The following is an 11660-nucleotide window of genomic DNA, read 5'->3' as shown; positions in this document are numbered from 1 at the left end:
AATCCCTCACTATTTCTTTCTATGTATCAATTCCTTTATCAGCCATGTCAGATATGGATTCTCCACAGATAGTCCTGAAAGAAGCGTCAGCGCCTCTTGGGAAATCCGCTCCACATCTTCTTTTGCTTTCTCAAGTCCGCGCAGCGTCACATAGGTTGTCTTTTCGTTCTTTTCGTCACTGTGGACCGGTTTCCCAAGCTCATCCGTCGTGCTTGTCACATCCAGGATATCATCCTGAATCTGAAACGCAATCCCCACATTGGACGCAATGCGTTCCATCGTCCGGATTTCCGCTTCGGACGCTCCGGCAAGAATCGCTCCGATCATCATGGAGCTCTCGATCAGGGCGCCTGTTTTCAGCTCATAGATAAAGTCCAGTTTATCTTTCCCGATCCGGCTTCCCGTGGAAGCAACATCCACAACCTGGCCTCCGATCATGCCGTAGATTCCCGCTTTCCCTGCAAGTACCTGCAGTGCCTTCCCGATCATCCGGGACGCCTCCGGCTTCATATCAAAAGCTTTTGAAGCCGTCTCAAAGGCATAATTTAACAGGGCATCTCCGGCCAGAATTCCCATATCCTCTCCATAGACGATGTGAGTAGTCTTCCGCCCTCTTCGATATTCGTCATTGTCCATCGCCGGGAGATCATCGTGCACCAAAGAGTAGGTGTGAATCATCTCCTGTGCCGCAAGAAACGGCCGGATGACGTCGGAAGTACCTCCGAACATCCGGTAGGTCTCCATCATCAGCATAGGACGAAGCCGCTTTCCACCTGCCATCAGACTGTATTCCATAGCCTCCATGATTACCTTCTGAAACCCTTCCTGTTTCGGAAGATAGGAGACGATGATCTCTTCCAGCTCTTTTACTTTATTTTCTCTTTCTTTTTCCCAACTATTCAAACTCATGCTTTTCTCCATTCTCGTCCAGCATCTGCACCTGTTTCTCCACGGTGCCGATCTGCTCATCGCACTGTTTTAAAAGCTCCATCGCTTCCGCATAATACCGGAAGGAATCTTCCAGAGAGATTTCCTCCGACTGCATCTTCTCCTGGATCTCATCCAGTTTTTCAAAGATTTCGTTGATCTCCATCGTCGTTCTTCTTTATCCTTTCCACGATCGTATGAATCGTTCCGTCTGTCACATACAAAGTCAGCCGGTCTCCCTGCCGGACCTGACCGGTCGTCCTTACCGCATGGCGTGTTTCATCCTGCACAAACGCATAGCCCTGATTGAGCCGGCTCACTGGAGACAGACCGGAAAAAGTCTCAATCTGCACTGCAAGACGCTGGCGCTGCCTCTGGATTTTTATATCCATTCCTTCCCTGATCCTCATTTCGAGATCCGCAAGACGCTTCCTTTTTTCCGCAATCCGGGTGCCCGGATGCAGTCTCCGGAACACTTCGTATTCCTGGGAAAGACGCATCTTCCGGATGGCTGTCTGTCTGTTGATTTCCCGCTTCAGGCTCTGGCGTCTCGTTTCCATTTCGTCTTTCACCGCCCGGAAGTCATATACTGCCAGTTCGGCGGCCGCCGACGGCGTAGGCGCGCGTAAATCCGCCACATAGTCCGCAATCGTCGTATCTGTCTCATGTCCGACCGCGGAAATCACCGGAATCGGGCAGTCAAAAATGGCTCTTGCCACTTCTTCCTCGTTAAATGCCCACAGATCCTCCATGGATCCGCCGCCTCTTCCGACGATAATAACATCCACATCCTCTTTCTGAATCCGTTCAAGCGCCTTTACAATACTTGGCGCTGCCTCCACTCCCTGAACAAGTGCCGGGGAGAGAATCAGTTCTATGTATGGATTCCTCCGTTTTGCGATGTGAATGATATCCCGGACGGCTGCTCCGGACAGCGCGGTCACAATGCCGATCTTTTTCGCAAAAGCCGGAATCGGCTGCTTATATTCCGGCGCAAACATGCCCATCTCTTCCAGCTCTTCTTTGAGCTCCTGAAATCTCTGCGCCAAAATCCCTGCACCGTCAAGGACAATCTCCCTGGCATACAACTGATAGGTCCCGTCCCGCTCATACACAGAAATGGAGCCAAACACAGCAACCTGCTGCCCGTCCTGCATCCGAAACGGCAGTCCTTTCCGGTTTCCCGCAAACAGAATGCAGGAAATCGCTCCTGACTCATCTTTCAGAGAAAAATAAATGTGTCCTTTCGGATGGTATTTACAATTTGACACTTCGCCCCGGACATAGATGCGGCTCAGCATAAAGTCCTGGGTAAACATATTTTTGATGTATTGATTAACCTGACTGACGGTATATATATTTTTCATCATCTGTTAATCTGCCAGCTTTGCGAGAACTCCGTTGATAAAAGCCGGACCCTCGTCACTGCTGTACCGCTTCGCAAGTTCTACCGCTTCATTGATCGCCACCTTGACCGGGATGTCATCGTCCCATTTGATCTCGTAGACTGCAAGCCGCAAAATTGTCAGGTCCACTTTATTCATTCTTCCGGTCTTCCATCCGGTCGTATGTTCATTGATCAGCACGTCAATCTCCGGGATCAGCGCTTCAATTTTCCTGCTTTTTTCCTCAATATACGCCTCATCCTCTTCTCTTACTTCCCGTTCCGTCTTCAGAAGGTCCATATAGAGGTCCGCCTGCTCCGGAAGCTCTTCCGGTGTGTGGAATTCCTTTCCAAATAAAATTCTGAAAATGTGTTCTCTGATTTCTGATCTTCCCATATTACTTCCTTTCTCTGCTCTTCCCGCATGGCTTTCCTGCCTTTTACCGGCAGAACTTTTCTGTGGAATAAAAAAGGGGCATCATCCCGACACCCCTCATTATACCGTACTTTCCGCTATGCGGCAATCTATTGTGCATAAAAATGCATTTTCTCGTATATTTATTCTTTACAATGTGCGGGTTTTATGCTTCTGTGTCATCATCAACGCCTACAACACGGATATTGACATCAGCGACAGTCAGTCCTGTCATATTTTCAATTGCTGTCTTGACTTTTTCCTGTACCTTGGAAGATACTTCCATAATATTCTTTCCAAACCGTAAATTCAGTGATAAGGATACTGTCACTACGCCGTCCAGAACATCTACCTTGACTCCCTTTGAGAGATTCTTCTTTCCCAGTTTACTGATGAGATCTCTCGTGGATGTGCCAGCCATGGAAGATACGCCGTCCACTTCCATTGCCGCAAGGCCTGCAATAATCGCTACCACCTCATCAGCAATCTGTACCTGTCCGATCTCCTCTTCCTGGATCGTATAGGTATTTCTTTCTTCTTTCCCCATATCTGAAACCTCCTCATCTCGGTCTTAATGCACATTTCCTGTGTATAGAATACACAATTACTGTGTTCATTATACCAAATTCCCCGGATGCTTACAAGGCGATTTGCCATTTCATAAAAATTTTATCTTTCTCCATCTTGTCCGCTCCGGTTTTTCGTGCTATCCTTTGGCCATCGGAAAAAGCATTCTGCTTTTTCATCGTTCACGGCATTCGCCGATTTACCCAACTGTTTGACAAAAGAAACATGGCTGGCAGCTTCCTGTCTGGAAAATGTGTTTAGAAAATATATCTGGAAAATCCGTTTCCTTCGGGGTATCTCTTTTCTGATACCGGAAAGTATGGTAGACTACAAGAAACGGAAACAGTTTTCTTATGTCAGAGGCATTGCCATCGCAGAAAGGAGACTGTTTATGCAGCAAAACAACATGACAAATCAAACCACCGCGGCCACTTCGGAAGAAGATTTTATTATGAAGCCTTACATCGACTGGTGCTTCAAAGAGCTGATGCGGAATCCGAATACAAGAAGAGGGTTCATCGCCGAATTGCTGAAGCTTTCCCCTGATCAGATCGGGAATACGACCATCCTGGAAAATGAACTTTCCAAACGGTCGGAGGAGGAAAAGAAGGGAGTACTGGATGTTCACGTTCTTCTGGAAAACGGCACTCAGCTGGACATCGAGATGCAGGTCGTCTACATGCACTACTGGGACGACCGAAGTCTGTTTTATCTGTGCAAGATGTTTTCCAGTCAACTCCACAAAGGCGAGGACTATGATCAGCTTCAAAAATGCGTGCATGTCGGCGTTTTGAATTTTACCTACTATAAAAATGATGATATCTGTTATCGCAAGGCCCGGATTTACGATGAAGAAACCGGAAGCCTGTACAGTGACAAGCTGGAAATTCAGGTTCTGGAACTCCCCAAGATTCCCAAGGAGTATCATCATCCGGACGGTATCATTGCATGGATGAAATTCTTCCGCGGCGGTAAAAAGGAGGACTTAAAGGAGATGTCAAAAGGAAATTCTTATCTTGAAGAAGCCTATGAAGATCTGATGGAAATGAGCCAGGATGAAGAAAAACGCCGTGCATATGAGGCAAGAGAACGTGCAATTCGAGATCAGCTGTCCCTGCAGCGACAGGCCGAACGTACTTTTCAGCAGTTGACAGACGCACAGGAAAAACTGGAAGAGGCAGCGCGGAAAATAGTCGAGGCGGAACGAAAAGTGGTTGAAGCAGAACAAAAGGCTGCCGTGGCTGAACAAAAGGCTGCTGTGGCAGAACAGAAAGCAGTCGAAGCAGAACAAAAGGCTGCCGTGGCTGAACAAAAAACTGCCGTGGCTGAACAAAAAACTGCCGTGGCTGAACGAAAAACGGTTGAGGCGGAACAAAAAACGATTGAGGCGGAACAAAAAACGATTGAGGCGGAACAACGGTCTGAAAAGACTCAGGGAAAGCTTTCCGAAGCTCAAAGGCTGTTGGAAACAGTTCGTGCGCAGAAAGATGCTGCGCATGAGCAGGGACGGAAGGATGCCGTGATGGAATTATATCAGGAAGGGGTCCTGAATCTAGAACAGGCAGCGTCTGCATGCGGGATGTCCCCAGACGATTTTCAAAAGCAGTTCGTTTAAACAGAAGGATCGAAAGTCAGAGATTGAAAGAGGGGCCGTTGCAGCTTAAAAAAGCTGCAACGGCCCCTGAACAATTTCATCATCAATGCTATGGTATTGACAAACCTGTATCCCTTCGTTTAAGACCGGCCAAACTCGGAAAGCTTCAGTCCTTCATTTCTCTCCAGTGTCATCCGGATGCTCCATTCGTGTACAAACAAGAGCAGTGGTCTTTCTTTCAGATCTTTGATCTTCTTCATATCGGATGTACCGGTCAGACGATCCATATCGATTTCCTCATTTTCGATCCAGCGGATATGCTCATACGGCAGCGTTTCCAGAATGATATCCACACCGTACTCATTTTTCAGACGGTATTTCAACACATCGAACTGCAGAACGCCGACTACACCGACGATAATCTCCTCCATTCCGGTGTTAAACTCCTGGAAAATCTGGATCGCACCCTCCTGGGCAATCTGATTGATCCCTTTGATGAACTGCTTTCTCTTCATCGTATCTACCTGGCGCACCCGTGCAAAGTGCTCCGGCGCAAAGGTCGGAATCCCCTCATAGGCAAATTTTTCCGGGGATGTGGTGATCGTATCTCCGATTGAGAAAATGCCCGGATCAAAAATTCCGATGATATCTCCGCCGTATGCTTTCTCGATCATTTTTCTCTCACTTGCCATCATCTGCTGCGGCTGGGAGAGACGGACTTTCTTTCCTCCCTGAATATGGAAGGCGTCCATCCCTGCGTCAAACTCTCCGGAACAGATGCGCATAAATGCGATCCGGTCCCGGTGTGCCTTATTCATATTTGCCTGAATTTTAAATACAAAAGCAGAAAAATCTTTCTCCGTCATCGGATCGATGTCGCCTTTGTCCGAATGTCTCGGAAGCGGAGGCGTCGTCATTTTGAGGAAATGCTGCAGGAAGGTCTCTACTCCGAAGTTGGTAAGCGCAGATCCGAAGAAGACCGGAGAAAGCTCTCCTTTATCCACCAGATCCTGGTCAAACTCTGCACTTGCTCCGTCCAGAAGCTCGATCTCTCCTAACAGCTGCTCTTTCTGGTCCGGATCCATGTAACTGTCCACATCCGGGTCATCCAGACGGATCTTCTTTACTTCCCCTGTAGTCGTTCCCTTTTTCGTATCGAAGAACAGCTCGATCTCCTCTTCATTTCTGTCATATACCCCGCGGAATGCCTTTCCCGATCCGATCGGCCAGTTGACCGGACAGGTTGCGATGCCAAGCTCCTTTTCGATATCATCCAGAAGCTCGAAGGTATCCATCGCTTCCCGGTCCATCTTGTTAATAAAGGTAAAGATCGGGATATGACGCATGACGCAGACTTTGAACAGCTTTCTTGTCTGCGCCTCCACACCTTTGGATGCGTCGATCACCATCACGGCGGAATCCGCCGCCATCAGTGTCCGGTATGTGTCCTCCGAGAAATCCTGATGTCCCGGAGTATCAAGGATATTGATGCAGTATCCCCCATAATTAAACTGCAGTACCGAAGAGGTGACCGAGATTCCTCTCTCCTTTTCGATCTCCATCCAGTCTGACACCGCATGCTTTGCAGTCGCTTTTCCTTTTACGGAACCTGCCTGATTGATGGCTCCGCCATATAATAAAAATTTTTCAGTCAATGTCGTCTTCCCGGCATCCGGGTGGGAAATAATCGCGAACGTTCTCCGCTTTTTTATTTCATCTGTAATCTTTGACATGATACTCTCCTGTATTTTCTTTTATTCTACCCGGAATCTTCCATATGATTCCACACAGGTAAATATTGTAGCACATCCATCCTGAATTTCGCAACAGGTTTTCCCGTCCAGACCGCATTTTTCGGACCTTTTGCGCGTGATGTCCGCTTTTTATTCTGCTGTTTCCGTATTCTCTGTGCCTTCCGTGTTGGTTTCCGAATCCGAAGACGTGCCCTCTGCAGCAGCGGTATTCTGGTCTGCCTTTTTATTCATCGGAGTGATGACGATATTTTCCGGCGCCACTCCGGTTTTTCTTGTGACAATATCCTCGATCTGGGCACGGTTTGCCTCCGTCATTTCCACATTTCCGACGACCACATCCGCTTCCCCTTCACTGACTGTCACAACCGTCTCGGTAAATCCTTTTGAGGCAAGCAGCGTTTCTGCCGCAGACTCCTGCTCAGCCACCCTGGTCAGCTCGATCATCTGATTTACCGCCTCTTCTTTCTGTTCCTCTGTCACAGAAGCGCTGTCGATAATCCCCTGCAACGTCTCCTTGTTTTTCGCCCGTACCTGTTCTCTGGATACCTTGGCCTGGGCCACCGTATTTTTCACCTCTCCGCTTGTCAGCACAGCCTCTCCCGGGGTGCCTTCCACATCCCCGTCCGTTTCCTCGGACGCGTCCTGATCCTGGCTTTCAATATCCCCGGACCCGGTCTCGATATCTTCCTCGGAAATATCAAGCAGTTCACTGTTTGCCTGCTGGGAAACTCCGCTGTCATCTGTACTTTCAAAAAGTTTTCCTGAATAATTCAGATACCCTGCCGCCGCGATCATCAATGCCAGTGCCGCCACAATCACCTGATTTTTCTTAATCAATCGTTTCACCGTCATTCCTCCTGCTTTTCCTATTTCATCTTTACTACCTTAATCTTATGTGACTCTACGGGAAATAATGCCTCAACCGCCTCTGTAATCTGTTGTACCACAACCGGTTCGTCTCCTCCCTCACAGAGCACTACCACCCCTTCCACTGCCGGAGTCAGTTCTTTTGCCACATAAGGCGTCTGTCCCCTGTCTGTCGTTTCTTCATAAACCGTTGTCTCGCTGCTTGTACTTTGGGTTTCATCTTTGGATGTCTCCTTGTCTTTTTCCACTATCTTTTCTGAAGAGGAAGAAAGAGTAATCATCACCTTCACCTTCCCTGCCCCTTCCATCTGCGCCAGAATCTTTTCCAGCTTAGCCTCAGCCATGGAAGCGTAATCCTCTTCTTTCACGGTGTCGGTTTCAGCCTCTTTTGTCTTCCTGTTTTCAGGTTCAGAAACAGGAAGTGCTATCACCAGAAGCAAAAGCCCGGCAAGCAGCAGAAGCAGCCACTTATTTTTCATCGGCATTTTCCCGCCCTTCAGAAGATTCTGAAGCCATGTCCTGCTGCCATTCAAAATATCCCTCCTCCGCAGACTCGAATTGTTCCCTCGCCCGTTCCATTTCCTTTACGTTCTGGCGGTATTCCATACTGTGATACAGGTTTTCAAATTCTCCCTCCAGCTGGAATACCCCAAGCACCGGCCTTGCCAGAAGCAGAATCAATACCAGTCCCGTAAAAAAGCGGATATACTTTTTGTAATCGGAATCCGGAATGATCTGCATCAGCATTGTCATCAAGATCAGATAAAAAACAAGATTCTTTATCCAGTCATATATATATGTAAACATGTCTCCTCCTATGACCGAACGGCCGCCACAATCACGATGGTAATCAAAAACAGTACGGCACTGGTATAGACGGTTTTTAACAGAAGCACCGCTCCGTCTCCTGCACCTGCAATGCATCCGACCACCCGTTTATCCGAAACCGGCTCCAGGAGCGCCGCGGTCAATTTATATAGAAGCGCCATCACTGCAATCTGAATAACCGGAATGAGACAGATCACCACACAGATAACCGCGCCGGCCACTCCGATTCCATTCCGGATCAGCGTCAGCGCCGAAACGATAATCTCCGTCATTCCTCCAATGGTATTTCCAATTCCAGGAATGGATTCCAGCCCTTTTTGCAGTCCGCTTCGCCTGACCTGGTCAAGTACCGGACTGATGAGCCCCTGGATCAGATTCATCCCCACAATTCCTACCAGCATCGTCTTTAAGATCCAGCTGATCACCGTTTCCACCAGTTCCGCAAACCGTCCCAGAAATGGTTCCGGGGAGAGTTCATCCATCAGACGGATCATCAGATATACATGGATCAGCGGGAGAATCAGATAGCAGACCACATTCTGGACGAGAAAAATAAGGAACAGCATCAAATTATAAAACACAACAGAAGTCGCGCTCCCCGTGACCACAGCCGCGGCCATCAGGTAGACCGGACAGAGCACCTGCATAAAATCCGTCAAAAGCTGCAGCCCGGATGTAACCGCATCCATCATCATCTCAAAGGTCTGCAAAAGCAACGTAATCAAAAGCAGATACAAAATAAAAAATCCCGCATCCGCAGCCTGTCCTGCCGCAAACACATGGCTGAAGTTGGCAAAGACTGCCGCAATCAGCGCGATCACCAGGATGTGGAGCATCGCCTGTCTGTTTTCGGAAAGGACCGAAAACAAGGTGCCAAGAAGTCCTTTTCCCGCAAGCTGCAAGGCACCGGACACATCCCCTTCCATAAACGTCTCCAGAACATCGGCAAACCGGATTCTCTCATCCGGAAAGATTTCCCGCATCATCTTATCCACATCTGTGAAATCCAGATCCTCCATCATCTCCCGGGCCGCCTCCGGTGTTTCCTCCTCCCCGTTTGCTGCTTCTGCCGTCACACTCAGGCCGCCCCAAAACAGGAGAATTCCAAGAAGGACTGCCAGAACGATTCTGCTTTCCTTTCTTCTCATGATAAAAACGCCTCAATCGTCCGAAGCAGCGTCAGGAGTACCGGCATTCCAAGCGCCAGCACTGTGATCTTCCCGAAGAGCTGAATCTGGGCGGCGATGGTCTGGCAGCCGGAATCTTTGCAGATATTGGAGGCAAATTCCGCCACATAAGTAATACCAAGCATCTTCAGGAGAACTCCAAGATAAGAGCCTTCAATCTGGAGGAACGAGCCGATCTCCTTTACCGTATCCAGCACTGTGCCGAGCTTTCCAATAATCCCCGCACCAAGCAGAATTCCCGCCGCAATACTGACATAAATTCCGTATTCTGTTTTTCCTCCCTTAAACTGCAACGCAATCAGTGCCGCACATACACCGATGGCCGCTGCTTTTTGTATGGACATCTACTCCCTCCTTCGCCTCGTCATTTTATTTACAGCTACAGGGCAAACAGACGCCTCATGGTTTCAAACAGATCGTAGATATACGGCACAATCCAGATCAGGACTAGAATCAGCCCGGCAAGACTGGTCAAAAACGCCTGCTCCTCCCGCCCGCTGTGCTTTAACACCTGGCTTAAAACCGAGACCAGAATTCCCACTGCGGCAATTTTAAAGATCAGACTGACACTCATACGCACTTCCTTCCCTTCTTTTTTCTCCCAGCATTTCATCCATCGTTTTTTACAAAAACAGAATCGTAAGAAAAACCCCGCCAAGCACTCCAAGACAGTTCCCGATCCTCCGCCTGGGACCAATCTCCGCTTCCGCCTCCCGGATCCATTTTTCCCATCGTTCTCCCGAGAGTTTCAGCATCCCCGTCTGCATCTTAAGATCCAGATATCCGGTCTGGCTCCCAAGGGAAAGAAATATTTCCCACTCCTCTGCGGACAGATGCTTTTCCTTTCGATATGCCTCCAAAGTCCGGGAGGCGTATTCACGGAACCACTCCGGAAACTTAAGGCTTCCCTGCTCCTCAACCACCCGGTGCGCCTGCACAAACAACGATGCATACGGCTCCTTGATTCTGGAAGAGATCTCCAGCATCACCTCCGGGAACGGCTCCCTGGTATATTCAATCTCGCCCCGGATCATCTGATACAATTCTCTCAAGAAACGCAGTTCTTCCAGATGCTGGTTCAGCGACCGCCCGTAACCGAAGCCAAGGGCCGAACAGGCAGAAACTACAAGAACCGCTCCCGCGATTTTCAACAGCACGGCTGTCCCCTCCTGTCATAAATCCCCTCGATCATGCCCGGCCTGTCCCCCTGCTTCAGTACAATGTACCGCTCAAACCGCTCCTCCTGAATCATTCTCCCAAGAACCGGCTTTTTCCTCAGCTCCTGTACCGAATTTCCATGGGCCGTCACAAGTATCCTGCACCCACAGTGCATGGCATACTCAATCGCTTCCACATCCTCCTTCGTCCCGATCTCATCTGCCGCCACCACTTTCGGCGTCATCGAACGAATCAGCATCAGCATCCCCTCCGCCTTCGGGCATGCATCCAGCACATCACTGCGAAGGCCGATATCATTCTGCGCCGCCCCAAGATAACATCCGGCAATCTCCGAACGCTCGTCCACAATTCCCACTGTACAGCCCTTCACATAGGAATTGCCGTCAGATACCTGACGGATGATATCCCGAAGTAGCGTCGTCTTTCCGCAGCCCGGAGGCGAAATAATCATCGTATGGTACAACTCCTTCTGATTCGTAATATACGGAAACACCCGGTCCGCACACCCTTTCACCTCATGGGCCGCACGAATATGTACCGAAGACACATACCGAAGATTCTTCACACGGTCCCTCTCCGTAATCGCCTTTCCCGCCATCCCCACGCGATGACCACCCTCAATCGTCAAAAAACCCTTCCGCATCTCCTCCTCAAACGCATACGGCGAATATCTGCTCATAAAATTCACAATCTCCTTCAACTCCTCTCTTCCCGGAAAATAATCCAGACGTACCTCCCGGCCGCCCTCATAAACACAGACCGGCCTCCCGACCCGGATACAAATTTCCGTAACCTGATCAAAATCCAGATTTCTCTTTCCTATTACACTCTTCAACCTTTCCGGAAGAATCCGAAAAATCTCCTCCCGCTTACTCATGATTGTCCACCACCTTTTACATCACAATATATGCAGGGGGACGTGTTCTGATGCATCGGAACACGTCCCCATTGAAAAAAT

Annotated in this window: 15 protein-coding genes; 1 reads left to right on the top strand and 14 read right to left on the bottom strand. The window is 49.0% G+C overall.

The genetic code is table 11. The features are described from left to right. Positions 1 to 9: 9 nt before the first annotated feature. From FGQ85_RS05390 to FGQ85_RS05370, 5 genes are all read right to left on the bottom strand, one after another. Positions 10 to 909: a polyprenyl synthetase family protein gene (locus tag FGQ85_RS05390; RefSeq protein WP_138372863.1), complete on the bottom strand. Its 900-nt coding sequence runs from the start codon at positions 907 to 909 to the stop codon at positions 10 to 12. Continuing rightward, the gene (xseB, locus tag FGQ85_RS05385) at positions 896 to 1093 is read right to left on the bottom strand and encodes an exodeoxyribonuclease VII small subunit (protein ID WP_087167315.1); all 198 of its coding nucleotides are present in this window, start codon (positions 1091 to 1093) and stop codon (positions 896 to 898) included. Before xseB ends, FGQ85_RS05390 begins: the two co-directional genes overlap by 14 nt. After that, positions 1071 to 2297 (bottom strand): exodeoxyribonuclease VII large subunit, encoded by a 1227-nt coding sequence (xseA, locus tag FGQ85_RS05380; RefSeq protein WP_138372862.1) that lies wholly within the window; start codon positions 2295 to 2297, stop codon positions 1071 to 1073. The genes xseB and xseA overlap by 23 nt, the downstream gene beginning before the upstream one ends. Positions 2298 to 2300: 3 nt before the next feature. Further along, positions 2301 to 2708: a transcription antitermination factor NusB gene (gene nusB / locus FGQ85_RS05375; protein WP_087167317.1), complete on the bottom strand. Its 408-nt coding sequence runs from the start codon at positions 2706 to 2708 to the stop codon at positions 2301 to 2303. A 184-nt stretch (positions 2709 to 2892) separates the two neighbouring features. Beyond that, the gene (locus FGQ85_RS05370) at positions 2893 to 3273 is read right to left on the bottom strand and encodes an Asp23/Gls24 family envelope stress response protein (RefSeq protein ID WP_087167318.1); all 381 of its coding nucleotides are present in this window, start codon (positions 3271 to 3273) and stop codon (positions 2893 to 2895) included. Between the two features lie 411 nt (positions 3274 to 3684). On the opposite strand from FGQ85_RS05370, the gene FGQ85_RS05365 reads away from it, so the two are divergent. Continuing rightward, positions 3685 to 4908 (top strand): Rpn family recombination-promoting nuclease/putative transposase, encoded by a 1224-nt coding sequence (locus FGQ85_RS05365; protein ID WP_171027890.1) that lies wholly within the window; start codon positions 3685 to 3687, stop codon positions 4906 to 4908. Between the two features lie 119 nt (positions 4909 to 5027). Here FGQ85_RS05365 and FGQ85_RS05360 read toward each other — a convergent pair whose 3' ends face one another. The 9 genes from FGQ85_RS05360 to spoIIIAA form a co-directional block, all read right to left on the bottom strand. After that, positions 5028 to 6620: a peptide chain release factor 3 gene (locus FGQ85_RS05360; RefSeq protein ID WP_138372860.1), complete on the bottom strand. Its 1593-nt coding sequence runs from the start codon at positions 6618 to 6620 to the stop codon at positions 5028 to 5030. Positions 6621 to 6770: 150 nt separating this feature from the next. Further along, positions 6771 to 7493: a SpoIIIAH-like family protein gene (locus FGQ85_RS05355; protein ID WP_207738697.1), complete on the bottom strand. Its 723-nt coding sequence runs from the start codon at positions 7491 to 7493 to the stop codon at positions 6771 to 6773. Positions 7494 to 7507: 14 nt separating this feature from the next. Continuing rightward, positions 7508 to 8041 (bottom strand): stage III sporulation protein AG, encoded by a 534-nt coding sequence (locus FGQ85_RS05350; RefSeq protein ID WP_243097565.1) that lies wholly within the window; start codon positions 8039 to 8041, stop codon positions 7508 to 7510. Continuing rightward, on the bottom strand, positions 7977 to 8315 hold the full coding sequence (locus tag FGQ85_RS05345; protein WP_162610131.1) for a stage III sporulation protein AF: 339 nt from the start codon (positions 8313 to 8315) through the stop codon (positions 7977 to 7979). The genes FGQ85_RS05350 and FGQ85_RS05345 overlap by 65 nt, the downstream gene beginning before the upstream one ends. A gap of 8 nt (positions 8316 to 8323) precedes the next feature. Then, positions 8324 to 9484, bottom strand: coding sequence for a stage III sporulation protein AE (locus tag FGQ85_RS05340; protein ID WP_138372858.1), 1161 nt, complete (start codon positions 9482 to 9484; stop codon positions 8324 to 8326). Then, entirely contained in the window at positions 9481 to 9867 is a 387-nt protein-coding gene (locus tag FGQ85_RS05335; protein WP_087167324.1) for a SpoIIIAC/SpoIIIAD family protein, read from the bottom strand. Before FGQ85_RS05335 ends, FGQ85_RS05340 begins: the two co-directional genes overlap by 4 nt. A gap of 35 nt (positions 9868 to 9902) precedes the next feature. Beyond that, on the bottom strand, positions 9903 to 10097 hold the full coding sequence (gene spoIIIAC, locus FGQ85_RS05330) for a stage III sporulation protein AC (RefSeq protein WP_024732252.1): 195 nt from the start codon (positions 10095 to 10097) through the stop codon (positions 9903 to 9905). A 49-nt stretch (positions 10098 to 10146) separates the two neighbouring features. Continuing rightward, the gene (locus tag FGQ85_RS05325; RefSeq protein WP_138372857.1) at positions 10147 to 10680 is read right to left on the bottom strand and encodes a stage III sporulation protein AB; all 534 of its coding nucleotides are present in this window, start codon (positions 10678 to 10680) and stop codon (positions 10147 to 10149) included. Next, the gene (gene spoIIIAA / locus FGQ85_RS05320; protein WP_138372856.1) at positions 10671 to 11579 is read right to left on the bottom strand and encodes a stage III sporulation protein AA; all 909 of its coding nucleotides are present in this window, start codon (positions 11577 to 11579) and stop codon (positions 10671 to 10673) included. Before spoIIIAA ends, FGQ85_RS05325 begins: the two co-directional genes overlap by 10 nt. Positions 11580 to 11660: the final 81 nt, after the last annotated feature.

It is taken from the genome of Pseudoflavonifractor sp. BSD2780061688st1 E11 (genome assembly GCF_005844125.1).
GTDB lineage: Bacteria > Bacillota > Clostridia > Lachnospirales > Lachnospiraceae > Sellimonas > Sellimonas catena.
The sequence above is the reverse complement of the archived record's forward strand: the minus strand, read 5'-3'. Positions and strand labels throughout refer to the sequence as shown.

Excerpts from the sequence above, each read along its gene's own strand:
- FGQ85_RS05390 (WP_138372863.1), bottom strand. The coding sequence starts at position 909 with ATGAGTTTGAATAGTTGGGAAAAAGAAAGAGAAAATAAAGTAAAAGAG.
- xseB (WP_087167315.1), bottom strand. The coding sequence starts at position 1,093 with ATGGAGATCAACGAAATCTTTGAAAAACTGGATGAGATCCAGGAGAAG.
- xseA (WP_138372862.1), bottom strand. The coding sequence starts at position 2,297 with ATGATGAAAAATATATATACCGTCAGTCAGGTTAATCAATACATCAAA.
- nusB (WP_087167317.1), bottom strand. The coding sequence starts at position 2,708 with ATGGGAAGATCAGAAATCAGAGAACACATTTTCAGAATTTTATTTGGA.
- FGQ85_RS05370 (WP_087167318.1), bottom strand. The coding sequence starts at position 3,273 with ATGGGGAAAGAAGAAAGAAATACCTATACGATCCAGGAAGAGGAGATC.
- FGQ85_RS05365 (WP_171027890.1), top strand. The coding sequence starts at position 3,685 with ATGCAGCAAAACAACATGACAAATCAAACCACCGCGGCCACTTCGGAA.
- FGQ85_RS05360 (WP_138372860.1), bottom strand. The coding sequence starts at position 6,620 with ATGTCAAAGATTACAGATGAAATAAAAAAGCGGAGAACGTTCGCGATT.
- FGQ85_RS05355 (WP_207738697.1), bottom strand. The coding sequence starts at position 7,493 with ATGACGGTGAAACGATTGATTAAGAAAAATCAGGTGATTGTGGCGGCA.
- FGQ85_RS05345 (WP_162610131.1), bottom strand. The coding sequence starts at position 8,315 with ATGTTTACATATATATATGACTGGATAAAGAATCTTGTTTTTTATCTG.
- FGQ85_RS05340 (WP_138372858.1), bottom strand. The coding sequence starts at position 9,484 with ATGAGAAGAAAGGAAAGCAGAATCGTTCTGGCAGTCCTTCTTGGAATT.
- FGQ85_RS05335 (WP_087167324.1), bottom strand. The coding sequence starts at position 9,867 with ATGTCCATACAAAAAGCAGCGGCCATCGGTGTATGTGCGGCACTGATT.
- spoIIIAC (WP_024732252.1), bottom strand. The coding sequence starts at position 10,097 with ATGAGTGTCAGTCTGATCTTTAAAATTGCCGCAGTGGGAATTCTGGTC.
- spoIIIAA (WP_138372856.1), bottom strand. The coding sequence starts at position 11,579 with ATGAGTAAGCGGGAGGAGATTTTTCGGATTCTTCCGGAAAGGTTGAAG.